Origin of the sequence: Kitasatospora sp. NPDC004614, from assembly GCF_042873675.1 — a bacterium.
GTDB lineage: Bacteria > Actinomycetota > Actinomycetes > Streptomycetales > Streptomycetaceae > Kitasatospora.
Map to the genome: position 1 here is coordinate 13,543 of NZ_JBIALR010000007.1, position 26,045 is coordinate 39,587.

At 72.4% G+C, this 26,045-nt stretch carries 21 protein-coding genes and 1 tRNA gene; 13 read left to right on the plus strand and 9 right to left on the minus strand.

Annotated features, from left to right (window positions below; all coding sequences use genetic code 11):
• The first annotated feature begins 91 nt into the window (after window positions 1-91).
• Window positions 92-751, plus strand: coding sequence for an NAD(P)H-binding protein (locus ACFYST_RS17060; protein WP_387863063.1), 660 nt, complete (start codon window positions 92-94; stop codon window positions 749-751).
• Here ACFYST_RS17060 and ACFYST_RS17065 read toward each other — a convergent pair.
• The 3 genes from ACFYST_RS17065 to ACFYST_RS17075 form a co-directional block, all read right to left on the minus strand.
• Window positions 748-2,082: a condensation domain-containing protein gene (locus ACFYST_RS17065; protein WP_387863066.1), complete on the minus strand. Its 1,335-nt coding sequence runs from the start codon at window positions 2,080-2,082 to the stop codon at window positions 748-750. The two genes, ACFYST_RS17060 and ACFYST_RS17065, sit on opposite strands and share 4 nt — an antisense overlap.
• Before the next feature lie 442 nt (window positions 2,083-2,524).
• Window positions 2,525-3,502: an ROK family protein gene (locus ACFYST_RS17070; protein ID WP_387863068.1), complete on the minus strand. Its 978-nt coding sequence runs from the start codon at window positions 3,500-3,502 to the stop codon at window positions 2,525-2,527.
• Between the two features lie 896 nt (window positions 3,503-4,398).
• Window positions 4,399-4,539 carry a hypothetical protein gene (locus tag ACFYST_RS17075; protein ID WP_387863071.1) on the minus strand — a complete coding sequence of 47 codons (141 nt, stop codon included), beginning with the start codon at window positions 4,537-4,539 and terminating at the stop codon, window positions 4,399-4,401.
• Window positions 4,540-4,614: 75 nt separating this feature from the next.
• On the opposite strand from ACFYST_RS17075, the gene ACFYST_RS17080 reads away from it, so the two are divergent.
• Complete coding sequence (locus ACFYST_RS17080; protein ID WP_387863072.1) at window positions 4,615-5,628, plus strand: LacI family DNA-binding transcriptional regulator; 1,014 nt, start codon at window positions 4,615-4,617, stop codon at window positions 5,626-5,628.
• 673 nt (window positions 5,629-6,301) lie between these two features.
• The gene (locus tag ACFYST_RS17085; RefSeq protein ID WP_387863075.1) at window positions 6,302-8,143 is read left to right on the plus strand and encodes a transglycosylase domain-containing protein; all 1,842 of its coding nucleotides are present in this window, start codon (window positions 6,302-6,304) and stop codon (window positions 8,141-8,143) included.
• Window positions 8,144-8,155: 12 nt separating this feature from the next.
• Here the strand turns inward: ACFYST_RS17085 and ACFYST_RS17090 are convergent, their stop codons facing one another.
• A complete protein-coding gene (locus ACFYST_RS17090) occupies window positions 8,156-9,439 on the minus strand; it encodes a hypothetical protein (RefSeq protein WP_387863076.1) in 1,284 nt (427 codons plus the stop codon).
• Between the two features lie 269 nt (window positions 9,440-9,708).
• Between ACFYST_RS17090 and ACFYST_RS17095 the strand changes: the two genes are divergently transcribed.
• Both ACFYST_RS17095 and ACFYST_RS17100 read left to right on the plus strand, forming a co-directional pair.
• Entirely contained in the window at window positions 9,709-10,824 is a 1,116-nt protein-coding gene (locus tag ACFYST_RS17095) for a hypothetical protein (RefSeq protein WP_387863079.1), read from the plus strand.
• Between the two features lie 167 nt (window positions 10,825-10,991).
• Window positions 10,992-12,272, plus strand: a complete 1,281-nt coding sequence (locus ACFYST_RS17100; RefSeq protein ID WP_387863082.1) for an alpha/beta hydrolase family protein — start codon at window positions 10,992-10,994, stop codon at window positions 12,270-12,272.
• Here ACFYST_RS17100 and ACFYST_RS17105 read toward each other — a convergent pair.
• Complete coding sequence (locus tag ACFYST_RS17105; RefSeq protein ID WP_387863084.1) at window positions 12,260-14,089, minus strand: hypothetical protein; 1,830 nt, start codon at window positions 14,087-14,089, stop codon at window positions 12,260-12,262. The genes ACFYST_RS17100 and ACFYST_RS17105 overlap by 13 nt on opposite strands.
• 153 nt (window positions 14,090-14,242) lie before the next feature.
• Between ACFYST_RS17105 and ACFYST_RS17110 the strand changes: the two genes are divergently transcribed.
• The 4 genes from ACFYST_RS17110 to ACFYST_RS17125 all read left to right on the plus strand — a co-directional run bounded on the left by ACFYST_RS17110 (window position 14,243) and on the right by ACFYST_RS17125 (window position 19,151).
• Window positions 14,243-14,680 (plus strand): hypothetical protein, encoded by a 438-nt coding sequence (locus tag ACFYST_RS17110; RefSeq protein ID WP_387863087.1) that lies wholly within the window; start codon window positions 14,243-14,245, stop codon window positions 14,678-14,680.
• Between the two features lie 123 nt (window positions 14,681-14,803).
• Window positions 14,804-17,203, plus strand: a complete 2,400-nt coding sequence (locus ACFYST_RS17115; RefSeq protein WP_387863090.1) for a glycoside hydrolase family 2 protein — start codon at window positions 14,804-14,806, stop codon at window positions 17,201-17,203.
• Window positions 17,204-17,325: 122 nt separating this feature from the next.
• Window positions 17,326-18,153 carry an alpha/beta fold hydrolase gene (locus tag ACFYST_RS17120; RefSeq protein WP_387863093.1) on the plus strand — a complete coding sequence of 276 codons (828 nt, stop codon included), beginning with the start codon at window positions 17,326-17,328 and terminating at the stop codon, window positions 18,151-18,153.
• A 56-nt stretch (window positions 18,154-18,209) separates the two neighbouring features.
• On the plus strand, window positions 18,210-19,151 hold the full coding sequence (locus ACFYST_RS17125; RefSeq protein WP_387642652.1) for an ADP-ribosylglycohydrolase family protein: 942 nt from the start codon (window positions 18,210-18,212) through the stop codon (window positions 19,149-19,151).
• Window positions 19,152-19,153: 2 nt separating this feature from the next.
• Here ACFYST_RS17125 and ACFYST_RS17130 read toward each other — a convergent pair whose 3' ends face one another.
• Complete coding sequence (locus tag ACFYST_RS17130; RefSeq protein WP_387642651.1) at window positions 19,154-20,056, minus strand: aldo/keto reductase; 903 nt, start codon at window positions 20,054-20,056, stop codon at window positions 19,154-19,156.
• A gap of 311 nt (window positions 20,057-20,367) precedes the next feature.
• On the opposite strand from ACFYST_RS17130, the gene ACFYST_RS17135 reads away from it, so the two are divergent.
• The 3 genes from ACFYST_RS17135 to ACFYST_RS17145 all read left to right on the plus strand — a co-directional run bounded on the left by ACFYST_RS17135 (window position 20,368) and on the right by ACFYST_RS17145 (window position 22,792).
• On the plus strand, window positions 20,368-21,033 hold the full coding sequence (locus ACFYST_RS17135; protein WP_387642650.1) for a DedA family protein: 666 nt from the start codon (window positions 20,368-20,370) through the stop codon (window positions 21,031-21,033).
• Window positions 21,034-21,222: 189 nt separating this feature from the next.
• The gene (locus ACFYST_RS17140) at window positions 21,223-21,906 is read left to right on the plus strand and encodes an O-methyltransferase (protein WP_387642649.1); all 684 of its coding nucleotides are present in this window, start codon (window positions 21,223-21,225) and stop codon (window positions 21,904-21,906) included.
• Between the two features lie 4 nt (window positions 21,907-21,910).
• On the plus strand, window positions 21,911-22,792 hold the full coding sequence (locus tag ACFYST_RS17145; RefSeq protein ID WP_387642648.1) for a Gfo/Idh/MocA family protein: 882 nt from the start codon (window positions 21,911-21,913) through the stop codon (window positions 22,790-22,792).
• 7 nt (window positions 22,793-22,799) lie between these two features.
• On the opposite strand, the gene ACFYST_RS17150 is transcribed toward ACFYST_RS17145, so the two are convergent.
• The gene (locus ACFYST_RS17150) at window positions 22,800-23,888 is read right to left on the minus strand and encodes a hypothetical protein (protein WP_387642647.1); all 1,089 of its coding nucleotides are present in this window, start codon (window positions 23,886-23,888) and stop codon (window positions 22,800-22,802) included.
• Between the two features lie 133 nt (window positions 23,889-24,021).
• Between ACFYST_RS17150 and ACFYST_RS17155 the strand changes: the two genes are divergently transcribed.
• Window positions 24,022-24,105 (plus strand) — tRNA-Leu (locus ACFYST_RS17155).
• A 351-nt stretch (window positions 24,106-24,456) separates the two neighbouring features.
• Here ACFYST_RS17155 and ACFYST_RS17160 read toward each other — a convergent pair.
• A complete protein-coding gene (locus ACFYST_RS17160; RefSeq protein WP_387863096.1) occupies window positions 24,457-25,323 on the minus strand; it encodes a PaaX family transcriptional regulator C-terminal domain-containing protein in 867 nt (288 codons plus the stop codon).
• Complete coding sequence (locus ACFYST_RS17165; RefSeq protein ID WP_387863099.1) at window positions 25,320-25,955, minus strand: GNAT family N-acetyltransferase; 636 nt, start codon at window positions 25,953-25,955, stop codon at window positions 25,320-25,322. Before ACFYST_RS17165 ends, ACFYST_RS17160 begins: the two co-directional genes overlap by 4 nt.
• Between the last annotated feature and the right edge of the window lie 90 nt (window positions 25,956-26,045).

The following is a 26,045-nucleotide window of genomic DNA, read 5'->3' on the forward strand; positions in this document are numbered from 1 at the left end:
TCGCATCGGGTGCGGGCCGAACTCACCCGTATGCATGGCGGATCGGCTGGGCTCCGACGGGAAGTGATCGGCGGGGCGTACGGTCGGGCGCATGCGGATTGTCATTGCTGGTGGTCATGGTCAGATCGCGCTTCGGCTCGAACGGCTGCTCGGCGCGCGGGGAGACGAGGTCGCGGGGATCATCCGACGGCCGGAGCAGGCGGGGGAGTTGCTGGCGGCGGGTGCCGAACCCGTGGTGTGCGACTTGGAGTCGGCGTCGGTCGCCGAGGTGGCCGGGCACCTGGAGGGTGCCGACGCGGTGGTGTTCGCCGCCGGGGCGGGGCCGGGTAGCGGGGCGGCGCGGAAGGACACGGTCGATCGTGGGGCCTGTGTGCTGTTCGCGGACGCGGCGGAGGCAGCAGGCGTGCGGCGCTTTCTGGTGGTGTCCTCGATGGGGGCGGACCGGGAGCCGCCGGCGGGGACCGATCCGGTGTTCGCCGCGTACCTGCGGGCCAAGGCGGCGGCCGACGACGACGTGCGGTCCCGCCCCGGCCTCGACTGGACCGTCCTGCGGCCGGGCCGGCTGACCGACGAGCCGGGCGGCGGAACGATCGAGCTGGCCGAGCACACGGGGCGCGGGTCGGTCTCGCGCGACGACGTGGCGGCCGTCCTCGCCGCGCTGCTGGCCGAACCGCGGACGGCCGGGCTGACGTTGGAGTTGATCGGCGGCAACTCGCCCGTGGACGAGGCGGTTTCGGCGCTGGTCGGTTAGCTGCGGTCGGTGCCGGCGGACATCGTCAGCAGGGTCTCGCGCAGGGTGCGGTGGAGGCCGGCCATGGTGCGGTGGGCCTGCGGGAGGTCGACGTAGATCGAGTTGATGTGCAGGCCGTCGGCGTCCCGTTGGAACCACGAGGTGGTGCCGTTCACGCGCGAGACCCACACGTGGGCCATGGGGCGCCAGCGCGCGTGGTTTTCGGCGCCCGGGCACTTGCGCATGTCGATGTAGGAGAGGAAGTTCACCGGGAACGGCCAGCAGCGGCCGGTGAAGTGCTCGGGTGCGAGGAGTTCCCAGGCGCGGACGAAGGGCACGTCGATGTTCTCCATCATGGTGGTGAACCCGTCCCGGACTCCGGCGAGGAGTTGCGGGAAGTCGAGCTCCCTGGAGACGGAGAACTCGATCGGCAGGGTGTTGACGAACCAGCCGAGGGAGTCCCGCCAGGTGCCGCGGCCGCGTTCGCTGAGTGGGAGCAGGGCGCGGTAGAGGTCCGGGCCGCCCTCCGTGTGCAGGGCGGTTCCGACGGCGGCGAAGAGTCCCATGAACAGTTTGCCGCCCGCGTCCTGGCAGCGGGCCTCCAGCGCCGCGGTCTGCCGGTCGTCCAGCAGCGTCGCGGATTCGTTGACCGCCGGGTACAGGCGGCCGGGCTGGGTGCCGAGGTCCAGCGGGAAATGCGGGAAGATACCGTCATTTCGTTCGATGAACGATTTCCAGTACGCGAGGCGGTCGTCGTCGGCGTCGATGGATGCGTAGCGGTGGCGCTGCTCGCGGGCGAAATCCACGTAACTTCCGGCGGGCGGGAGCTCGGGGTCCTTTCCGGCGGAGTAGGCGGCATATGCCATTTGTACGTCGCGGACGACATTCGGCATTGACATACCGTCGGAGACGATGTGGTCGAACGCGAGGTAGACCGTGGTGGGGCCGCTGTTCCGGAGGACGGCTCCCACCGTGTACGGCGGCCACTCCAGTGTGTCGATCTGCTTCTGAAAGCTGTCGTTCAGGAAGTCGCGGACCTCCTGCGAGGTGTCGAATTCGCCCAGGTGAACGGATTCCAGTTCGATGTCCTCGGGCCGGTGCACGGCACAGGACAGGTCACCCAGGAGCCGCTGGAACTCGCAGCGCAGGACGTGGTGCCGCTGCACGAGGTGGCGCAGCGCCGACTCCAGGGCCGGGCGGTCGAGCGGGCCCTCGATCTCGAACGTGACGGCGAGCCAGGAGGCGAGGGGCTCGCGGCTGTTGCGGGTCTCGTCGATGAGTGAGTGGTGCTTGTCCTGATTGAACGACGCGTTCTTGTCGATTTCTTCGCCGTGGCGGTCCGCGTACGCCACTCCCGAGGACCTGATATTCCACTGGACAATCTGCCCCGGCGCAATATCGGCCGCTTCCAAGGGTGCTTGGCGCATGCTGGTGTTCTCCCTAGCCGGAGGGGCGGTTCTGTGAATCGGCAAGGCGGAAGCGCCCACGCAAAGGGGCTGAATCGGCCGATTCAATACAGAACGTAACACCGTGCATTCGGGAAGTGTCTGATCGGCGCGGCACGAAAATGCGGTCGATTGGCGCCGTTGGGTTTGGACGGGGGAGTGTCAGGGGAAGTGCGGCAGGCTCGGGCGGGCCAGGTGGGGGAGTGTCAGGGGAAGCGCGGCAGGCTCGGGTGGGCCAGGGACGCGGCGCCGAGATGGCCGGCGGCGCCGAGGCGGGTGGGGTGAGGGGGGTGGGAGGGGCGCGTGGCTGGTCGGTGCGACAGGAAGTTGCGGTCGGGCGTCGTCGGGGTCAGATGCCGATCGACAGGCTCGGGCGGGCCAGGGCCGCAGCGCCGATGAGGCCGGCGTCGGTGCCGAGGTGGGCGGGGGCGAGGGTGAGGTGGCGGGTGAAGGGGAGGGCCGCGTAGGAGGAGAGGTGGCGGGCGAGGGGTGCGAAGAGGACGTCGCCCGCGTTGGCGACGCCGCCGCCGATCACGGCGACGTCGAGTTCGACCAGGGTGGCGGTGGCGGCGATGCCGGCGGCGAGGGCGCGGGCGGCGCGGTCGAAGGCGGCCAGGGCGAGCGGGTCGCCGGACTCGGCGGCGCGGGCGACGCCGGTGGCGGTGGTGTCGCCGTCCGGGCCGGGGCGCCAGCCGCTCTCGGTGGCGGTGCGGGCGATGGCCGTGCCGGAGGCGAGCCCTTCGAGGCAGCCGCGCGAGCCGCACGGGCAGGGGCGGCCCTCGAAGTCGACGCTGATGTGGCCGAGATGGCCGGCGTTGCCGGTGGTGCCGGTGTGCAACTGTCCGTCCAGGACGAGTCCGGCGCCGACGCCGGTGGAGACCACCAGGCAGAGCGCGTTGCGGTACGGACGGGCCGCGCCGCGCCAGTGTTCGGCGGCGGTCATCGCGACCCCGTCCCCGCCGAGAACCACCGGCAGGTCGCCGACGGCCGGGTGCGCGGCGGCCTCGGCGCGCAGCGGAAAGCCGCGCCAACCCGGCAGGTTGACGGGGCTGACGGTGCCTTCGGCGATGTCGACCGGCCCCGCGCTGCCGATGCCGAGCGCCCGCACCCGGCGCCACTCGGGCCGCCCGGCCAGGTCGTCCAGGACGCGCGTGACGGCGGCCATCAGCTGGTGCCGGTCGCCGGTTGCCGGGGTCGGCACCTGGAGACGGTGCAGCAGGGTGCCCCGGGTGTCGACCAGGCCGCCGGCGATCTTCGTGCCGCCGATGTCCAGCGCCGCGAGCAGCGGTTCGTCGGGGGTCGCGGTGCCGGCCGGGGGGTGGCTCATGGTGACGTCTCCACAGGTGGGACGGGGAGCGCCGTGGTGCGTGGCAGGGCGCCGTCGGATCGGGTCCTGCGATTCTGACCGCCTCTGACAACGTTGTCCAGCGCGAGTCGGCTGCCGCGGGCCGAGGCTGGGGCCGGGGCCGGGGCCGGGTGCATGGACGGTCGGCGGTGGCGGACGCGTCAGCCCACGGTCGAGCGGCCAGGGTGCCAGGTCAGGGTGGTGGCGGGGTGGCCGAGTTGGGGTGGGGCCGGAGTGGGGCCGGTGTCGCGGGGGCAGGTGCGTGCGCGGCCGTTGGCGGCGGACCGGGTCAGTCTGTGGTCGTGTGCTCGGGGCGCGCCGTGGGCGGCGGGTGGCGGTCAGGTGATGGGCCAGGGTGCCCGGTCGGGGTGGTGGCGGGGTGGCCGAGTTGGGGTGGGGTGAGGCCGGAGTGGGGCCGGTGTCGCGGGGGCAGGCGTGTGCGCGGCCGTTGGCGGCGGACCGGGTGAGCCTGTGGTCGTGTGCTCGGGGCGCGCCGTCGGCGGCGGGTGGCGGTCAGGTGACGGGCCGGGGTGCCAGGTCAGGGTGGTGGCGGGGTGGCCGAGTTGGGGTGGGGCCGGAGTGGGGGCGGTGTTGCGGGGGCAGGCGTGTGCGTGGCCGTTGGTGGCGGATCGGGTGAGCCTGTGGTCGTGTGCTCGGGGCGCGCCGTGGGCGGCGGGTGGTGGTCAGGTGACGGGTCGGGGTGCCAGGTCAGGGTGGTGGCGGGGTGGCCGAGTTGGGGTGGGGTGAGGCCGGAGCGGGGCCGGTGTCGCGGGGGCAGGTGCGTGCGCGGCCGTTGGCGGTGGACCGGGTGAGCCTGTGGTCGTGTGCTCGGGGCGCGCCGTCGGCGGCGGGTGGCGGTCAGGTGACGGGCCAGGGTGTCAGGTCAGGGCGGTGGCGGGGTGGCCGAGTTGGGGCGAGGCCGAGACGAGCTGTTCCCCGGCCTGCTCGACTCCGTCCTCGCCGAAGCGAAGCACGCCGAAGCGAAGCACGCCGAAGCGAAGCACGCCGAAGCGAAGCACGCCGGGCAGGTTCGGTTACCGCGGGCTGAGGCCCGATCGGCGCGGGCCGGAGGTACCCGCACTATTCTCCGTGGCATGACGAGCAGCCTCCGCACCGGTGTCCGACCGACCATGAAGGACGTTGCCGCGGCGGCAGGGGTCGGGCTGAAGACCGTCTCCCGGGTGGTCAACGGGGAGCCCGGGGTGACGGCCGGGACGGCGGGGCGGGTGCGGGAGGCGATCGAGGCGCTCGGGTTCCGGCGCAATGACAGTGCGCGGCTGCTGCGGACCGGGCGCACCGCGAGCGTCGCGCTGCTGCTGGAGGACATCAGCGACCCGTTCTCCTCCGCGCTGTCCCGGGCCGTCGAGCAGGTCGCGGCGGCGGAGGGGTGCCTGCTGTTCACCGGTTCCAGCGACGAACAGGCCGACCGGGAGCGGGAGTTGGCGCTCGCGTTCTGCGCGCGCCGGGTGGACGGGCTGATCGTCGTGCCGGCCGGGGACGACCACCGGTACCTGCTGCCGGAGATCGAGTCCGGTACGCCCGTGGTGTTCCTCGACCGCCCCGCCGGCGGCATCGACGTGGACGCGGTGCTCAGCGACAACGCGGGCGGCGCCCGCTGCGGCACCGAGCACCTGATCGTCCACGGCCACCGCCGGATCGGCTACATCGGCGACCAGCGGGCCATCCACACCGCCGCCGAACGCGAACGCGGCTACCGTGCCGCGATGGCCGGGGCCGGGCTTCCGGTGGACGAACGCTGGGTGGACTGCGGCCCCACCGACCGCGCCCGGGTCGGCGAGGCGGTGCGCCGTCTCACCACCGGACCGGACGCCGTCACCGCGCTGTTCACCGCCAACAACCGCGTCACCCTGGCCGCTCTGCACCACCTCCCCGCCGGTCACCGCCCGGCCGTGGTCGGCTTCGACGACCTGGAGCTCGCCGACCTGCTCACCCCCGGCCTCACCGTGGTCGCCCAGGACCCGGCCGCCCTCGGCACCTTCGCCGCCCGCCGCCTGTTCGCACGCCTGGCCGGGGACGCCGGTGCGCCCACACGGCTGGAGCTCCCCACCACGCTGATTCCCCGGGGCTCGGGCGAGATCCGCCCCTGATCTGTCCTGTCCGGCACGGGAGATGACCGGGTCGAGCAAGTGCCGCTGGTCCGCGCGGATCCGGCCCGCCGGCAGGTTGAGCCAGTGCCGCTGGTCCGCGCGGATCCGGCCCGCCGGCAGGTTGAGCCAGTGCCGCTGGTCCGCGCGGATCCGGCCCGCCGGCAGGTCGAGCAGCCACGGGGATGAGGGTGCCGGGTCGTCGTGGCCGCCGTCTCCAGGACCTTCAGCAGGTCCGTCGCCTGGCGCGAGCGGCGAAGAGCGCGACGGTACCAGAGGCGGCGGGCGGGCCGTGAGGGCCGGAGCCTGACGGGTGGGCGTGGTGATGATCACACCGGACGGGTTGACACCTGCGGGGTGCTGGGCGCGTCCACAGTGAGGGAGAGATTTGCCAGTCGAGCAGATCGGGGAACGCATGGTGTCCGGCGAGCCGAACGAAGCGGTCGGGGCAGAGGGAACGGAAACGGACGGGTCGGCGGTACGCGCCAGGCGATGGCCCGTCCGGACACCGAAGTCGAGACCGCGTCGGGACGCGGGACACGACGGTGCCGAACAGGGCGCGCGGCGTCGGTCGTCGAAGCTGCGCCCGGACTACCCGCGCACCGGCCGCAGCGGCTTACGGCGCTGGCTCCCGTCGTGGCGTCAACTGCTGCTGCTGGCAACGGGAAGCGTCGGCGTGCTGACCGTCGCGGCCGTGGTGATGTACATCCGGACGGACATTCCCAAGGACCTCAACGCGTTCGCCACCCAGCAGAACAACGTCTTCTACTGGGCGGACGGCACCGAGATGGCCCGCATCGGCCTGGTCAACCGGCAGGATGTGCCGCTGGAGCAGGTGCCCGAGCAGGTGCGGTGGGCGGTGCTCGCGGCAGAGAACGAGGACTTCTACTCCGACCCCGGAGTCTCGGTCAAGGGCATCGCCCGGGCGTTCTACCGGATGGGGTCGGGCGGTGACACCCAGGGCGGTTCGACCATCACCCAGCAGTACGTGAAGAACGCCTACCTGAACCAGCGCCAGGACTTCTCCCGCAAACTCGACGAGGCGTTCATCGCCCTCAAGCTCGACCAGCAGGTCGAGAAGCAGGACATCCTCAGCGGCTACCTGAACATCAGCTGGTTCGGCCGCGGCAGCTACGGCATCGAGCGGGCCGCGCAGGCCTACTACGGCAAGGACGTGGACCAACTCAACGCCAGCGAAGGCGCGTTCCTGGCCGCCGTGCTGAAGGGCGCGTCGCTGTACGACCCGGCGCTCGGCGGCGAGAACCGGGCCCGGGCGGTGGAACGGTGGGGCTGGATCCTGGACCGGATGGTCAAGATCGGGAAGCTGTCCGCCGAGGAACGCGCCCGCTACACCGTCTTCCCCGAACCGCAGGCCCCGCCGCAACAGGCCGGCCTGAGCGGGCAGACCGGCTACCTGGTCGACCTGGCGAAGAGCTACGCGCAGAGCCACGCCGAGATCTCCCCGGCCCAGTTCGACCTCGGCGGCTACCAGATCTACACCACCTTCGAGAAGCCCCGGCAGACCGCGCTCACCCAGGCCGTCCAGGACGCCGCGAAGAACCTCGACCCCGAGCACCGCCCTGCCGACCAGAACGTCCACCTCGGCGCGGCCTCCGTCAACGCGGACGGGCGCATCCTGGCCGTCTACGGCGGACCCGACTACCTGAAACAGGGCTTCAACAACGCCAACACCGTGAACGTGCCCGCCGGTTCGGCCTTCACCCCGCTGGTGTACGCCGCCGGCCTCGACCAGGGCGTCCAACGCGAACGGCAAGGACCCAGGGCGCCCGTGCAACCCACCACCAGCTACAACGGCGACAACGGCGTCGACCTCCAGACCCCCGAAGGCCCCTACTGGGCACGCGACGGGAAGAAGGCCAAGTCCGCCAACGACGGCGACCGCAACTGGGGCCCCATCAGCCTGCGGACCGCCGTCGAACAGTCCGTCAACGGCCCGATGCAGCAACTCGGCATGGACATCGGCCTCGACAACGTCCGCAAGAGCGCCCTCGGCTTCGGGCTCCTCCCCGACAGCCTGGGCGACCTGACCCCCGGCTTCTCGCTCGGCAACTCCACGCCCAGCGCGATCCGGCTGGCCGACGCGTACACCGCCTTCGGCGGACAGGGCATGCGCACCGACCCCTACTCCGTCGACCGGATCAGCCGCAACGGCGACGGCCTCGCCGTCGAACGCCCCACCGCCGTCCGGGCCGCCCCCGCACGCGTCGCCACCGAAGTCGACAACGCGCTGCGCGGGGCGGTCAAGGACGGCAGCGGCAAGGAGGTCGGCCAGGCCGTTCCCGGCGCCGCCGGAAAGACCGGCGTCAACCAGGCCCGGACAGCAGGTTGGTTCGTCGGCTACCGGGGCGCCGTCACCACCGCCGTCTCACTGTTCCGGATGGACACCAAGACGCTCGAACTCCTCCCCCTGGCCGGGGTGGCCGGAGCCGCCCCGACCACCCCCGACTACACCACCCCCGCCGGGATCTGGGCCGCCTACATGAAAGCGACAGGATGATGCCGCCGCAGGCTACTTGAGGTAGGTCGGCCAGTCCGGCGCCTGGGCCGGATCGAGCCGGCGGAGCTGGTCCAGGACCTTCGGGTCCTGGGCATCCAGCCAGTCGGCGAGCTCCTTGAACGACACACAGCGCACGTCCTGCTTCTTGCAGACGGACTTCATCACGTCCTCGATCGCCTGCATGTAGATGCCGCCGTTCCAGGTCTCGAAGTGGTTCCCGATGAACAGCGGCGCCCGGCTGCCGTTGTAGACCCGCGCGAACCCGTCCAGGTAACCGTCGCGGGTCTGCTTCTCCCAGGCGTTGTACTTCTTCGGATCGCCGTGGGTGCTGTCGCCGGACTGATTGGCCAGGAAGTTGAAGTCCATCGACAGCACCTGGGTGTCACCGAACGGCAGCAGCTGGAGCGGAAAGTTCCACACCCCGCTGTTCTTCGACGGCCACACCTGGAACTCGCCCGGAGAGCTCGCGTCGTACCGCCAACCCAGCTCCTTCTCGGCCGGTATCAGGTTCTTCTGCCCCTCCAGGCACGGCGCGCGGCCACCCGCGAGATCCTTCCGGTAGTCGAACGGCAGCGGCGCCTCGCCGGTGAACCCGGTGTTGGTCTTCCAGTCGGTGACGAACGAGACGGCCTGGTCGATCTCGCTGCGCCACTCGTCGGTGCTCCAGTCGCCGCCGCCCTTCGGGCCGCAGAAATGGCCGTTGAAGTGGGTGCCGATCTCGTCGCCGTCCTGCCAGGCCAGCCGCAGCTGGTTGAGCGTGTCCTTCACGTGCTGATCGGTCGGGAAGGAGATGGCCGCGCTGCCCGCATCGTGCTGCGGCGGCCGGTAGAGCCCGTGCTTCTTCTCCGGGAGCAGGTAGATCCCGGAGAGGAAGAACGTCATGGTCGCGTTGTTCTCCTTCGCCAGCTTCCGGAACCGGGAGAACAGGTGGTCGTCGTTCTCCAGTGCGCCGTCCCAGGAGAACACCACGAACTGCGGTGGCTTCTCCCCGGGTTTGAGCTTCTCGATCTTCAACTGGTTGGGCTGCGGCCCCGCGTCGGAGGTGGATCCGTCGCCCAGCACCCTCACCTTGCCGTCCCAGGACGGGGACGGGGATGGGCTCGCCGGGGGCGAGGCGGTGCCCGGCGCCGTGGTCTCCGGGTTGGTCGCGGAGAGCGACTGCTGCACCGGGGCGCTACTGCCACCCGTGGTCAGCCCCACCGCGAGCGCCGTGACCGCCCCGACCGCAACCACACCCGCCGCGACCTGAGCCGATCTGACCCGCCCCCTGCTGCCCGCCCGCTTGCCGTCCGTCATCGCTCGCCGTCCCCTCCGCCGTACGGCCGCCCGGCTGGCGGGCCGTCCGACCGGTATGACGTTCTGGAAGATCGAAACGTTTACTGATCCGGCCGATTTAGGTGACTGATGATCCGTCATGTTGAGTGTGGTGGTCAGGAGGTGTGCGCTTCACGTGGTGGCGGTGGGTGTGTTTGAGGTGGGCATGTGCTGATGTGTGGTGTCGGACCGGCAAGTCCTGCCCGCTGCGGGCGACGCGGCGGGCACCTTGTCGTCGATATGCTCCGCGGGTGCCTCTGAAGCGTTCGGACCTGGTCGATGTGGGAGCGGCGTTCGACCTCGCGGGTGCGGAGCCGCAGGTGTTCGCCGTCGGCGGGGCCACGGTTGCGCTCGGGACGGCGGCGACCGTGGTGATCGCGGGGGCGGTGGACGACCCGGCGGCCGGCGGCGTGTGGAACGACCAGGAACTGCGCCTACAGGGTCCGGCGCCCGTGCTCGCCGCAGCCAGGCTGACCGGGGTGGTGCCCTGCGGGAGCGCCGAGTTGGACACCGATCTGCCAGTTCACCTGTTCGCTCGGGTGGACGGACTCTGCTGCTACCTCGGCCTCGTTCGCCCTTCGGGGAGTGCGTGGACCGACGGCGAGCTCAACAGCTGCGAGTTGGCAATCGACCCGCCGTTGAGCCGCGAGATTCTCGACATCGTCCGGCCGGCCGTCGCACCACCCGGCCCGCCGGGGCTCGGTTGGCTCGACCATGTGGACTCGGAGCCGGGAAGGGCGCTGGAGCTCTTCGTCACGGGCTGGCACCCGGAGGCGGTTGAACCGCAGGCGGTCGGCGAGATACCCCGCTCCATTCCGCCCGCACTGGCCGACTTCTACCGGCTCGCGGAGAGGTACCCGGGCATCCTGGGAGGCCAGAACCGGATCAGGTCGGTCGGCGCGGTGCGTCCCGACAGCAGTGCGGGCTTCCTGGTCTTCGCCGACGAGAACCAGGGCGGGTGGGACTGGTCGATCCCGTGGGAGGTCGATGCCACGAACAGCGACCCGGCGGTGTGGGTCGGCGAGTTGGGCGGGGCCGCCGTTCTGGAGCAGGAGCCGCTGAGCAGGTACCTGCTGCAATTCTCGCTCTACGAGGCGGCCTCGACCGCCCCGTACAGTGCTGCCTTGCGGAACTTCCCCGAGCACCTGCTGCCCATGCTGGGGCCCTGCCTGCAGGGCGTGCCGCTACGGACGTTCATGGCTCCCGTCGCGCCGACCGACTTCCTGGTCGGACCGGGCATCGTTGCCGGTGTCTCGCCGAGCTATTTCAACGAGGACGAGGTCGACGTCTGGATCGGCGCCCGCCACCGCAGCGCACTGCGTCCGCTGCTCGAACTCGGCCTGCAATGGCGGCGGTTCGACGGGTAGCTGTGAGCACGCCGAGAGCTTCGGCGAAGACCAGTGCCGCAGGAGTGTCATACCGGAGTAGCCCCAAGCGAGTTGGCTCCGCAGTATGACGGCTTCGTACCCGTCCCACCCGTACCTTCTCACCCGTGCCGAAGAGCGCACGGGGAACGAGAGCAAGGGGACGGGCGATGCGCAGGCGGGGACGGGCGATGGCGGCGGTGGTGCTGGCGGCGACGGTGGCACTGGGTGTGGTCGGGGCTTCCGGTGGGGTGGCGGTGGCGCAGGCGCCGGGGTCGGGCGGGCGGTTGGCGACGGCGGCGTTGCCGGTGCCGACGGGGCCGTTCGCGGTGGGGACCACCAGCGTGCACTTGGTGGATCAGGGGCGGGAGGATCCGTGGAAGGCCGGGCGGGCCCGGGAGTTGATGATCAGCATCTGGTATCCGACCGGGCGGGCCGCGCCGGGCGGTGAGCGGGCGGCGTACATGACGCCCGACGCGGGGGCGCACTTCGGCAGTGCCGGGAGTGTCGGGCAGATGAACCAGGGCTTCGAGGCCGACCGCACCGACTGGTCGGGTGTGCGCACGCACGCTCGGGTCGATGTGCCGGCCTTGCCGGGCAAGGCCCGGCCGGTGGTGTTGTACTCGGCGGGGCTGGGGGATCCGCGTACCTGGGGTACCGGGCTGGTGGAGGATCTGGCATCGCGCGGCTACGTCGTGGTGACGGTCGACCACACCTGGGAGGCGTCCGAAGTGTCGCTCCCGAACGGCGAGTTGGCCACCTCGATAGTCGCGGGGATGTTCGGTCAGCCGGGCCTGGACGTCGGCGCGCTGCTGCGCAAAATGATCGGCACTCGGGTGGACGACACCAAGTTCGTTCTGGACGAGCTGGCGCGGCTGAAGAACTCCGGCACGTTGCCGCCCGGCGTCGGCGCCGCGCTCGACCTCGAGCGGATCGGCATGGTCGGCCACTCCGGCGGCGGCTCGACCGCGCTTCAGGCCATGCACGACGATCCGCGGATCAAGGCGGCCGTCAACATGGACGGGCAGCTGCACTTCCCCGGCCCGGACGGGCACACCGGCGTCTATCTGACCGACGTGGCCGAGAAGGGCCTGGACCGCCCGTTCCTGCTGCTCGGCACCCGGAACGGCGACTCCGGCCCCTACCAGAACCAGCCCGGCTGGGACGCCCTGTGGCAGCACAGCACCGGCTGGCACGCCGACTTCACCCTCGACGGCTCCCGCCACGGCTCGTACACCGACGCCGAATCCCTGCTGCCGCAGCTCGCCCGCCAGGGTGCGATCTCCACCGAGGCGCTGCACGGCGACATCGGAGACATCCGACCCGAGCGGGCGGTGCTCGCGACCCGGACGTACGTCGGCAGCTTCTTCGACCGCTGGCTGCGCGGCCACGACGACCACCTGCTGGACGGGCCCTCGGGGAGCTTCCCGGAGATGGTCTACGAGCCCTGACCGGCCAGCAAGTCAAGCGCCAGCATGCGGAGTTGGTGGTCGGTGTGGCCGCCGCCGGTGGAGGCGAGGGGGTCGTCGGGGATCAGGCGGTGAGGGGAGAAGGCGAGGGCGCGGAGGGCGGGGCGGAGGGAGTCGGGGAGGTGGCCGGTGGCGGCGAGGGAGCGGAGGGCGGAGAGGCCGAGGTCGGTGGGGGCAACCAGGTCGGCCAGGACGGGAGTTGCCAGGGTGGGGGAGCCGGACAGGCGGTGGTGGGCGTCGGCGGCGGCGAACCGGACGTAGTCGCGGGCGGTCAGCAGCGGTTCGAGCAGCGGAAGGAGCGGTGCGGCGGCCGGGCCGAGGGAGGACAACTCGTCGGCGCACCAACGGGGTTGGGGAGATGAGGTGAGCAGCTCGCGGAACGCGGCGAGCGCGGGTGCGGCGTCGCCCGTCAGGCGGTGGCGGGCGACGGTGGCGGCGATCCGGAGGGAGGAGTCCTCGCTGCGGGCGGCGGTGGCGAGGTGGTCGAGCAACTCCGGCTCGAAGGTGCCGAGTTGGCTGAGCGCCCGCGCCGCGGCGACGGCGAGGTAGCTGTTGCCGGTGCGCAGGCAGTCGAGCAGTTCGGGCACGGTTGCGCGGGCGGGCTCGCCGAGCGCGGGGAGAGCGGCGATCAGGTGCAGGTCGGGGGCGGTGGCGAGCCGGCGGCGGATCAGCGGAACCAACCGGCCCGAGGGCATCAACCGGGCTGCCTCCGCCAGTAGTTGGGATTCCGAGTGGGGCGACAGCAGGTCGAGGGCGCGCGGGTCGCGGGCGCGGACCAGGCCGAGCAGGGCGGACGGGTCGGTGGCCGCGTGAGCGAAAAGGGTGTCGCGGAGGCTGGCGTGCGGGGCGGGCAGGCGCTCGATCCAGTGGGCGATGGTGCGCAGGTGGGCGGAGACGCCGTCGCGCTGGTGGGGGAGGGCGGCCAACAGCAGATCCAGGGCCTCGAGTTCGCGGTCGCGCCAGGTCTCGACGATGCGTTCGGCCAGCCAGGTGCCCCGGGTGCCCTGGTCGCCGGCGGCGATCCAGCGGGCCGCGACCGCCAGTGCCGCGTCCGGGTCGCGGGCGAGCAGGCGGGTCAGCCGGTCGTCCAGGGTCCGGCAGTTCGCCCACGGCATGTCCCACGGCGGGCGCGCACCGTCGACGGCGAAGGTCTCGACGAGCTCGGGCGGGTACGGCGGGCCGTCGAGCTCGGCCGCCAACACGGCGGCGGCCAGCCGCACTTCGGGCACGTCGGAGGCGGACGGTGCCCGCCCCGGCGCGCCGAGGGTCAGCAGCGCGTCGGCGCGCACCTCGGGCACGGGGTCGTTCTCGAACAGCTCGCCGATCCGGGCCGTGACGTCGGCGGCGAGGTCCGGCGGCAGGAGGTCGGCGACGGCGGCGACCACCCGCAGGGCGGCCTGCCGGAGCTTCGGATCCGCGTCGGTCAGGCAGGGCAGCAGGTCGGGCAGCACCCGGCACAGCTCCGCGCAGACCCCGGACACCGGGTTGCGCCCCCAGCGGGCCGAACCGACCTGGCCAGGCTCGTGATCGGCCATCATCGCGAGCAGCAACAGCACATCGACCCGGCGGCCCGCCCCGTGCCGCGCGGCGTGCGCGAGGAACGGGACGGCGGGGCCGGACGCCGCGTAGACGTCGCCCTGGTGATAGACCGTGCCGAACAGCTCGTACACCGTCTCGTCGAGCGCCGCCGGCTCCGGCACGTACAGGCCGCCGATCAACTCGGGGACGTCCTCGGCCGAGCCGTACGCGTGCGAGAGTTCCGCCCAGTCGACCTGGTCGAGTTCGTCCGGCGACCTCATGCTGCGCACTCCTCGGGTGGATCGGGTACGGCCGGAACCCTATCCGGGGGTCAGGACAGCGGCGCAGACAGCACTGAGGGATCGAATTCGGGTGCGCAAGTGGACCGCCATGGTGGAGGGTTGGGCCAGGTGATCAACAAGGGGGGACACACAATGACTGGGGCCGTACCGGCGGAGCAAGCTGTTCTGGAGCTGCTCGGGCCGCACTTCTCGACGCCGTCGGCCCGCCCCGAGATCGGGCCCGGCTGGCGGCAGCTGGTGATCGACTGTCATCGGGCGGTTGTCGCGGAGTTCCCCGACTACGAACTCGGGGCCGTGAAGCAGAAGTTCGCCGTACTGGCCTTTCAGGCCTCGCCGAGGCCGTGGAAGCAGGGTGGCAACCGGAGCAGCGCCGAGTCCGATCGCCTCCGGACAATCGTCGAGACCTTCGCCGCCCGCAGCGCGTCGATCTGCGAGCGGTGCGGCGCGGTCGGCCTCAGGCGCGAGGGGAGGCGGATCACGCTCACGCTGTGCTACCCGTGCGAACTGGCCGTTCCCCGGGACCTGAAGTGGCCGTGGCCGCTCCCGGACGACCCGGAGGTCTCGCCGTAGCGCGACCGGGACGGCGTCGCGGCCCGGCCGCGCTCGACGGCCCGACCGGTTCGTGGACAGGCCTGACGGGGCGGGGTTACCGTGCTGCTCGCGCTGCACATCTGCGATCGAGGAGCCGCCCCGATGATGGACACCACCCCGCTCGACCAGGGCTGGAACCTGCACCACGACGGGGAGTTGCTGCCCGCTGCGGTGCCCGGCTGCGTCCACACCGACCTGCTGGCGGCGGGGCTGATCCCCGACCCGTACCTGGGCGACAACGAGCTGGCCGTGGCCTGGGTCGGCCGCCGCGACTGGACGTACAGCCTCGACGTGCCCGCCGACGGCGGCGCCCACGAGCGCACCGACCTGGTCTTCGAGGGCCTGGACACCGTCGCCACCGTCACCCTCGGCGGCGTCGAACTCGGCACCACCCGCAACATGCACCGCAGCCACCGCTTCGACGCCACCGGCCTGGCGGGCGAGTTGACGGTGCGTTTCACCAGCGCCTACACGGAGGCCGAGCGGGTCCGCGGCCTCGTCGGGGAGCGGCCCAACGAGTACCCGGAGCCGTTCCAGTACATCCGCAAGATGGCCAGCAGCTTCGGCTGGGACTGGGGCCCGACGCTGCCCACCGCCGGCATCTGGAAGCCCGTCCGGTTCGAGCGGTGGTCCACCGCCCGGATCGCGACCGTCCGCCCGCTGATCACCGCCGACGGCACCACCGGCCGGGTCGAACTGCACCTCACCGTCGAGCGCACGGCCACCGGCGCCGGCCGTCCGCTCACCGCCCGCGCCACCGTCGCGGGTGCGCAGGCAGCGGCGACCTTCGACGGCGACACCGCCGTGCTCGTGCTGGAAGCCGCCGACGTCGAACGATGGTGGCCGCGCGGCTACGGCGACCAGCCCCGCTACGAACTCGCCCTCACCCTCGGCGACGGCGAGAACCAACTCGACACCTGGCAGCGGCAGATCGGCTTCCGCACCGTCGAGCTGCACCGCACCCCCGACGCCGCCGGTACCCCCTTCACGCTGGCCGTCAACGGTGAGCCGCTGTTCGTCCGGGGCGCCAACTGGATCCCCGACGACACCCTGATCACCCGTGTCACCCCCGCCCGCTACCGCACCCGCCTGCTGCAGGCCGTCGACGCCAACGTCGACCTGATCCGGGTCTGGGGCGGCGGCATCTACGAGCAGGACGCGTTCTACGACCTCTGCGACGAACTCGGCCTGCTGGTCTGGCAGGACTTCCCGTTCGCCTGCGCCGCCTACCCCGAGGAACAGCCCCTGCGCGGCGAGATCGAGGCCGAGGCCCGCGACAACGTGGTCCGCCTGATGCCGCACCCCTCGCTGGTGCTGTGGAACGGCAACAACGAGAACCAGTGGGGCTTCCGCGACTGGGGCTGGGAGGAGAAGCTGAACGGCGACTCCTGGGGCGAGGGCTACTACCTCGGCCTGCTGCCCCGGATCGTCGCCGAACTCGACCCCACCCGCCCCTACTCCGCCGGCAGCCCCTGGTCCGGCAGTTGGGACCACCACCCCAACGACGTCGACCACGGCACCCACCACTCCTGGGACGTCTGGAACCGCGAGGACTACGCCGAATACCGCGCCACCGTCCCCCGGTTCGTCGCCGAATTCGGCTGGCAGGCCCCACCCGCCCACGCCACCCTCCGCCGCGCCCTGCCCGGCGAAACCCTCGCCGCCGACTCGCCCGGCATGCTGCACCACCAGAAGGCCGGCGACGGCAACGGCAAACTCCGCCGCGGCCTGGAACGGCACTTCGACGTCCCCACCGACTTCGACCGCTGGCACTACCTCACCCAGGTGACCCAGGCCCGCGCCATCGCCACCGGCATCGAACACTGGCGCTCCCACTGGCCGCACTGCGCCGGCACCATCGTCTGGCAGCTCAACGACTGCTGGCCGGTCTCCTCCTGGGCCGCCATCGACGGCGACGGCCGGCTCAAGCCCCTGCACCACGAACTGCGCCGCCTGTACGCCGACCGGCTGCTCACCCTCCAGCCCGCCGACCGCGACGGCGCACCCCGCACCGCCCTGGTCAACCAGTCCGCCGAGCCGTGGACCACCACCCTCCACCTGCGCCGCCTCGACACCGCCGGCCGGCTGCTCACCGAGCACACCGAACAGGTCACCGTCGCGCCGCGCGCCGTCCACGAACTTCCGCTGCCGGAAGGCATGTTGACGGACGAAGGGGTGACCAAGGAGTACCTGGTGGCGGACGCGGACGGCCTGCGCGCCGTGCACATCCCCGTCCCCGACAAGCAATTCGCCTACCCGCAGCCCGAGTTCGACCTCGACGTGACGGACGCCGGGGACGGCGCGGTGGACGTCCGGATCACCGCCCGCACGCTGCTCCGCGACCTGCTGCTCCAGCCCGACCGCCTGCACCCCGCCGCCACCGCCGACCGGGGCCTGACCACGCTGCTCCCCGGCGAGCAGGTGACCATCCGGGTGCACGGCGCGGGCACCCCGAGCGCCGAGGAGGTGCGGCAGGCGGTGTTCTGCGTCGAGCCGTCGTGACCGCGCGGGTGCGGCCGTTGAGCTGAGCCGCCGTGCGGGCCCGGCCCGGTTCTGCCTTGAATGGGCGAGGTGCCCGCCGTTCCGTACGGGAGCGGGCACCGGCCCAGGATCGGAGAACGCACATGCCCCACTGCACGACCCGCGACGGTGTGGAGCTCTTCTACAAGGACTGGGGCCACGGCCGCCCCGTCGTCTTCCTGCACGGCTGGCCGCTCAACGGCGACGCCTGGCAGGACCAGCTGAAGGCCGTCGCCGACGCCGGATTCCGCGGCATCGCCCACGACCGCCGCGGCCACGGCCGCTCCACCCCCGTCTGGGACGGCTACGACTTCGACACCTTCGCCGACGACCTCAACGACCTGCTCACCAGCCTCGACCTGCGGGACGTCACCCTGGTCGCACACTCCATGGGCGGCGGCGAACTCGCCCGCTACATCGGCCGGCACGGCACCTCCCGGGTGAAGTCCGCCGTCCTGCTCTCCGCCATCACCCCACTTTTGGCGCAGGGACCGGACAACCCCGAAGGCGTGCCCGCCGGCGTCCTCGACTCGCTCAAGGCCGGCATCCTGCGCGACCGCGCCCAGTTCTGGAAGGACACCGCCGTCCCCTTCTTCGGCGCCAACCGCGTCCACACCAAGGCCACCCAGGGCAACCTGGACGCGTTCTGGTCCATGGGGATGGCGGAGACCATCAAGGGCGCCGTCGAATGCGTGGACGCGTTCGGCTACACGGACTTCCACGCCGACCTGAAGAAGTTCGACATCCCGCTGCTGGTGGTGCACGGCGACGATGACCAGGTCGTCCCGATCGACGCGACCGGCCGCAAGACCGCCGCCCTCGTCCGCGGCGCGGTGCTCAAGGTGTACGAGGGCGGGTCGCACGGCCTGGCGATGGTGACCGGCGACAAGGAGCGCTTCAACCAGGACCTGCTCGAGTTCCTGAAGTCCTGACGGGCGGGCGGGAAATGCGGTGGGCAGGCGGGGGAGCGGCTGCCAGGATGACCGCCATGACGACCACCACCACCGCCATCACCGCCCGGCAGGCTGCGCGCGACGCCCTGGAGGGGGTGGCCCTCGGCGACGCGTTCGGTGAGCGCTGGTTCAAGCGGTTCCGCGCGCCCGCCGAGGCGATCGAGCAGATCAGGGCCCGCCGGACTCCCGAGGAGTCGCCCTGGGAGTGGACGGACGACACCGCGATGGCACTGGCCGTCCACCGCGCACTGATCGACCAGGACGGCGTCAACCGCACCCAGCTCGCCGCGATGTTCGGCGCCGCGTACTTCGCCGACCCGGGTCGCCGCTACGGCTACGGCATGACGCGGCTGCTGCCCGTCCTCGCCGAACACCCCGAGCGGTGGGTGACGGAGGCCCGCGAACTGTTCGACGGGCAGGGCAGCCTCGGCAACGGCGCGGCGATGCGGGTCGCCCCGCTCGGCGCCTGGTTCGCCGAGGACCTGGACGAGGTCGTTGAGCAGGCCGAGTACTCCGCCGAGGTCACCCACGCCCACCCCGAGGGCATCGCCGGGGCCGTCGCCGTCGCCCTGGCCGCCGCGTTCGCCGCCCGCGGCCGCGTGCTGGGGGACGGCCCGACCGGGGCGGACCTGCTGCACGAGGTCGCCGCCCGCACCCCCGACGGGCTGATCCGCGACGGCGTCGCGGCCGCCGCCGCACTGCCCGCCGCCACCGAGCCCTGGCGGGCGGCCGACCTGCTCGGCAACGGGCAGCGGATCCGCGCCTCCGACACCGTCCCGTTCGCCCTCTGGTCCGCCGCCCACCACCTCGACAGCCTCCCCGACGCACTCTGGACCACCGCGGAGGGCCTCGGCGACGTCGACACCACCTGCGCCATCACCGGCGGCGTGGTCGCCGCCCGCACCGGCCTGGCCGACGTCCCGCCCGCGTGGCTCCAGCGCCGAGAGGGCCTGCCGGCCTGGGTGGCGGAAGGCTGAGCTCAGGCGGTCGGGTCGGCGTCCAGCGCGGCGAGTTGGGCGGGGGTCAGGCGAAGCGTCGCGGCGGCGAGGTTCTCGGCGAGGTGGGCGGGGTTGGTGGTGCCCGGGATGGCGAGGACGTGGGGGCCGCGGTGCAGGGTCCAGGCGAGGCGGACCTGGGCGGGGGTGGCGTCGAGTTCGGTGGCGACGGCGGCGACCCGGCGGTCCTGTTCGGCGGCCGCGGCGGCCTCGCGGTGCAGGCCGGCGATGGCGAAGAACGGGACGAAGGCGATGCCCAGTTCGGCGCAGAGCCCGAGCACCCCGGTGTCCTCGGCCCGCCGCCAGTCCAGCCCGAAGGAGTTCTGCACGCACACCACGGGGGCGATCTTCCGCGCCTCCCGGATGTGCTCGGGGCGGACGTTGGACAGCCCGAGGTGCCGGATCAGCCCGGCCTCGCGCAGTTCGGCCAGCGCGCCCCAGTGCTCGGCGACCGAGGCGCAGTCGGGGCCGTTGCGGCGCAGGTTGACCACGTCCAGGTGGTCGCGGCCGAGCTGGCGCAGGTTCTCCTCGACCTGGCCGCGCAGTTCGTCCGGCCGCGCCATGGTCTGCCACTCGCCGGACGGGGTGCGCCCGGGGCCGACCTTGGTGACCACCACCACCTCGTGGCCCCGCCAGGAGCCGAGCGCCCGGTTGATCAACTCGTTGGCGGAGCGCAGCGGCGAGAAGTAGAAGGAGGCCGTGTCGACGTGGTTGACGCCCTGCTCGAACGCGGTGTGCAGGAGCCGGACGGCGTGCCCGCGGTCGATCGGGGCGCCGTCGGAGTTGCCCATCATGCCGTTGCCGGTCAGCCGCATCGCGCCGTAGCCGATCCGGTTCACCTCCAGATCGCCGAGCTGCCAGGTGCCTGCCGCCGCTGCCATCGTCATGCGTCCTCCCCGGGATTGCTGCTGTTCGGAGACGGAGTATGGGGCGCTAGGAGGAGCCGGGAACAGGCCCGGCGGGTGCGCGGAATGTCACCCGCCGAGCGGGAACGAATCGGCCGGGGCCGGGAGTTGGACCGGGTGTGGGTGAGCGGGTGGGGAGCACCCCGGACGGTCGCTGACGTGCGGTGCAGGCAGCCGCTCGGCCTGCGGCCCGGGAGCGGCTAGGCTGGCCCGGTTCGGGCCTTTACCGAAGCTTTTCCCGTGTGCCGCCGCGTGTCGGCCGCCTGTCCCTGCCCCGACGGAGGTACTCCGCCTTGCACCTCGACCAGTGGATCGAGAGCGTTCCACCGACCTCGGTGTACGTGATCATCGGCCTGATCATCGGACTGGAGAGTCTGGGCATTCCGCTGCCCGGAGAGATCGCCCTGGTCTCCTCCGCCCTCCTCGCCGCCAAGGGCATCGTCAGCCCGTGGGGCGTCGCGGGCTGCGCGATCGCCGGCGCGATCATCGGTGACTCGATCGGCTACGCGATAGGCCACAAGGGCGGCCGGCCGCTGTTCGAGAAACTCGGCCGCAGGTTCCCCAAGCACTTCGGACCCGATCATCTGGCCACCGCCGAGCGCGCGTTCCACCGCTGGGGCATGTGGGCGGTCTTCTTCGGCCGCTTCATCGCTCTGCTGCGCATCTTCGCGGGCCCGCTGGCCGGCACCCTGCGGATGCCGTACTGGAAGTTCCTGATCGCCAACGTGCTGGGCGGCGTGGTCTGGGCGGGCGGCACCACGCTGCTGGTCTACCAGGTCGGCAAGGTCGCCGAGCAGTACCTGAAGGGCGCCTCGTACATCGGCCTCGCCGCCGCCGCGGTGTTCGGCGTCGGATCGGCGCTGGTGCTCAAGTGGCGCGCCAAGAAGTCCCGGGCCGCGCATCCCGAGCAGTCCGGCGGCAAGAGCGGTGAGCCGCTCTCCGAGACGCTCGTCGACTGATCTTTTCCGCTGCCCGACCGAGGCCGCCCCGTCCGCACCGGACGCGGCGGCCTCGTCGCGTCCGGGCCCAAAGCGGTGGTGGCCTCGTCGCGTCCGGGCCCAAAGCGGTGGTGGCCTCGTCGCGTCCGGCGTCGCGACCCAAAGGGCAGGGAGTAGGGTCGCACCGCGAAGCGATCACGGAGGTGGGGAATGAGCCCGCAGGACAACCCGCAGCAGCTCTGGACGGCGGTGGACGACTGGGCCGCCGCCCGGCTGATCGGCGAGGACGAGGTGCTGGACGCGGCGCTCGAGGCCGCCGACCGGGCCGGGCTGCCGCAGATCGCGGTGGCCGCCAACCAGGGCAAGCTGCTGCACCTGCTGGCCCGGATGCAGGGCGCCCGGCGGATCCTGGAGATCGGCACCCTGGCCGGCTACAGCGCGATCTGGCTGGCCCGCGCGCTGCCCGCCGGCGGCACCCTGACCACGCTGGAGATCGACCCGGCGCACGCCGAGGTCGCCACCGCCAACCTGCGCCGGGCCGGCCTCGCCGACCGGGTCGAGGTCCGGCTCGGCGCGGCCCGCGACACCCTGCGGCAACTCACCGAGGAGGGCGTCGAGCCCTACGACCTGGTATTCGTGGACGCCGACAAGCCGAACATCCCGCACTACCTGGAGGCGTCGCTGGCGCTCACCCGGCCCGGCTCGGTGATCGTGGTCGACAACGTGGTGCGCGGCGGCAGGCTCGCCGACGAGCAGAGCAGCGACGAGGCCGTGCGCGGCGTCCAGCAGCTGCACGAACTGCTCGCCGGGGACAAGCGGTTGGACGCCACCACGGTGCAGACCGTCGGCCGCAAGGGCTACGACGGTTTCACCCTGATCCGGGTGGAGGGCTGAGCCCGTGCGGATCGGACTGCTCGGCACCGGCCCCTGGGCGGGCCTGGTGCACGCCCCGGCGCTGGCCGCCCACCCCGGCGTCGAGTTCGCCGGCGTGTGGGGCCGCCGCCCCGAGGCCGCCGCCGAACTCGCCGCCGCGCACGGCGTGCCCGGGTACGCGGCGGTGGACGACCTGCTGGCGGCGGTGGACGCCGTCGCCATCGCGCTGCCGCCGGACGTGCAGGCCGAGTACGCGGTGCGCGCCGCCGCGGCCGGCAAGCACCTGCTGCTCGACAAGCCGGTCGCCGCGACGGTGGACGCCGCCCGCGCCGTCGAGGACGCGGCCGCCGCGGCCGGTGTCGCCTCGGTGGTGTTCTTCACCGTCCGGTTCGACGGTGTGCAGGGCCCCTGGATCGACGAACAGGCCGAGCGGGGTGGCTGGTTCACCGCGCACTGCCACTGGATCGGCTCGGTGTTCACCACCGACAGCCCCTACGCGGCCTCCCCGTGGCGGCAGCAGAAGGGCGCGCTGTGGGACGTCGGCCCGCACGCCCTGTCGGTGCTGATGCCCGCCCTCGGCGACGTCGAACACGTCACCGCCGGGCCCGGCCCCGGCGACACCGCGCACCTGATCCTGCGGCACGAGGGCGGCGCGTCCAGCACCGTCACGCTCAGCCTGACCGCCCCGCCCGAGGCCTCCGCGCTCGGCGCGGGCGCCGAACTGCGCGGCGCCTCCGGCGTCACCCGCCTCCCCGACCGGGACGGCCCGCCCACCACCGCGTACGGCCGCGCCCTGGACGCGCTGCTGGCGTCTGCCGCGACCGGCACCCCGCACCCGTGCGACGTCCGGTTCGGGCGGCGGGTGGTGGAGGTGCTGGCGCAGGCCGAGGAACTGCTGGTCAAGTAGAACCGATTCAGGGGTTGGCCGGGCGGCGGTCCGCCGGGCGGCGCGGTGGGATCGGGGTGGCGGGGAAGTCCCGCGGCCCCGTCCACAGTGCCGGCACCGCGTCCGCGCGGCGGGCCAACTCGTAGGCGATCGACTCGTAGTTGACCCGCCAGCCGCGGAAGTGCGGCCAGGCGTCCACGATCGGCCGCTCCAGCCGCACCCCGGCGGCCGTCACCATCGCCACCGCCGCGTCGAACTCCGCGAAGGTCAGCCGGATCGGCTCCTCCGGCTCCGGGTCCGGTTCGAACGGGATCCGCAGCGCGGTCGCGATGTCGCGCAGCGCCGTGAACCCGGCCCGCAGCATCAGCCGGGCCTCCGGCGGGGCCGAGCGCGGGTTCAGCGCCAACTGCATCGCGGCCGCGTCCATCACCGCGATCAGGCCCACGATCCAGCTGCGGTACGGCTGCGGGGAGCGGAACGCGATCAGCACCGGGTAGTTGGAGTGCCCCTCGCCGAGATCAGCCGCCAGCCGCTCCCAGTCCCGGTACAGCTCCGGCAGCCCGGCCTCCGTCCCCACCAGCGTCTGCCGGGCCAGCAGTTCCGGCCCCCAGGCCGGCTCGCCCGCCCGCGACTGGAGCAGCGTGACCTCCAACTCCCGCCGGTTGTACGCCGAGTACAGCGTCGGCAGGTAGGCGATCAGCAGCGCGATGATCAGCGGGCCGTTGGCCGCCGCGAGGAAGTCGAGCACCGACAGGTGCAGCCGGTCGCCGCTGGCGAAGCCGAGCGTGAACAGGCTCGACCCGGCCTCCCGGAACGCCACGTGCCACGGCAGTTCGGACGTCCCTATCAACAGCAGGGTGTACGCGGTCAACGTGAACAGCAGCCAGCAGCCCAGCATCCCGAGCAGGGTCAGCGGCGCCAGCCAGGTCTGCGCCCGGTCGATCGCCCGGTACCCACCGAACGGCGCCGCCACCACCCGCACCACCACCCGCAGCGAGGACCACAGCCGGATCGCCATCGCCGAGTACAGCCCGCGCGGCACCACCAGCGTCCGCAGGATGCTGGCCGCCGTCCAGACCAGCAGCGCGACTCCGGCCACGGTGAAGATCACTCTCATCCGGCCATTGTGACGCCCCACCACCCCCGCCCGGTCCGCGACGGCTCCGGGCCGGTCAGAACGGCCCCCGGAGATGGGGTAAGCTTCTCAGCAGGTCGAACGGAGCAAGTGAGCCACCGGCGACTACACCCTTGCGCGGGTGGCGGAATAGGCAGACGCGCTGGATTCAGGTTCCAGTGCCCGAAAGGGCGTGGGGGTTCAACTCCCCCCTCGCGCACAGCGAAGCCCCGCAGATCCTCGGATCTGCGGGGCTTTCTCGTTCCCTTGAGGTCTCCTCAGATCCGGTTCGCCGTCAGCAGCACGGGCGCAACTGGGGTCGGACGCCGGTGGCTTCGGCGTCGGCGATCCAGCCGCGGAGCATGGCGTCCATCAGGGCGTGCCGCTCGGCCTCGCCATGGACGTCCTGAACGCCGCGATGACAGCCACGGTCGGCCACACCCGGGCGGAGCTCGCCCGCACGCCGGGCGCCCCCGCCCGTCCCCGACGCCGAGACGTGCCCGCACTTCGCAGAGGCGCTCGCGACCGGCGCCGGACTCGACTCAGCTGGACGGGCCGTCGGCGCCCGCGTTCACCGGGGTGCGGCGAATGCGTCCTCGTAGAGGCGGAACAGGCGAGGCAGTGGGGTGGCGGGGGCGGGGAGGGCGCTCAGCGTGGCCCAGCACTGTCGGGCGAGGTGGCGGGCGTGGCGGCCGGGCCAGTGCGGGGGCAGGAGTTCCGGGGGGAGGAGCGGGTCCGGGGTCATGGCTGCGCTGAACTCGGAGGCGAGTTCCACGGCCATGGTGAGCCGTTCGGCGCCGGACACGACGGTGCTCGTGGCCCTCTCGGTGCAGGACGTGGCGAAGGCCGCGAGGTGCTCGTGGCGGGCGGCGATGGTGTCCAACGGCCAGATGTGGGCGGTCAGTTGGGCGGGGTCGGTGAGGTCGCCGACGCGCAGGTCGGTGCTGGTGAGGAAGGTGACCGAGTCGAGCACGTCGAGCTGCCGGGCCCGGGCCTCGACCAGCTCGCCGATCGGGTTGGCCGCGACGTACAGCCCGCCCTGGACGGGTGCCGCGCCCAGGTGCAGGAGGGTCTCGCGCAGTGCGTCGCGGACGGCGCGGCGGGCCTCCGGTACGGCGAACGCGAACAGGTGCCAGGTGCCGTCCCAGGGCGCGAGCCCCGCGTCCTGCCGGTACGCGTACCGGATGTGGTCGGCGTCGGGCGCGAGTCCGCCGTTCGCCGCGTCGGACACGCTCCGCAGGACGGCCCGGCGCCCGCGCCCGTCCTGGCGGAACTTCTCCTCGCTGACCAGGCGTTTGACACACAGTCGGACCTGCTGATCGGTCATCCCGAGCAGTCCGGCGACGGTGTAGAGCTCACCGGCATCGACAGTCCCGTCCTCACGGACCAGCGCGTGCACGAGCAGCCGGGTGGGGATCTCCGGCCGGGAAAGGTTCACAGGTGCGCCCTTCTGAGTGGGCCGACAGCCCGGAGCATGGTGGTGACGGCCCCGAACCCCATCAACGTCCGCAGGAACGGCGTCCGTTGGGTGCGCAGGGCGCGGAAACCGTGACGCGTGTACAGGGCCTGGGCACGCGGGTTGGTGTCGATGACGTCCAGCCGGATCCCGGTGCAGCCGCTCTCGGCCGCGACGGCCGCGATCTCGTCCAGCAGCAGGCTGCCGATACCGGCGCCTCGCTGCGCCGCCGCCACGCAGATGCCGTCCATGACGAGTTCGCCCTCGGCGGGCTTCCGGGAGAGCAGCGCGAGCAGGGCGAGCCGCGGCGGCCCCGCCCACGGGCCGAATACGGACAGCACGTCGCGCGCCGAGCCGCCGGTCAGGCCGCGCCCCGCGAGCTGGTAGCCGGCGACACCGACCACCGCGCCCGTGCTGTCGAGCGCGACGATGCCGCGGTCGTGCCGCAGGTGGGCGGCGAGGAACGCCCGGCCCGTCTCGGGCGGGCCGAGCGCCGGGCCGAGCTTGCGCCCGAACGCCTCCCAGTACAGGGCGGCGACCTGCTCTTCGGCCCCTTCGGGGATCCCCCGCCGAAGCTCAGGACCGGGTGCCGCCGGTTCGTTCGGTGCGCCCATGGCTTCCTCCGCTGCTCGTCGTCCACGACAGGCGTCCACGACAGGCGTAGTACGCTCGTTCTGAGAACGGTCGTTTCACGTTCGATAGAT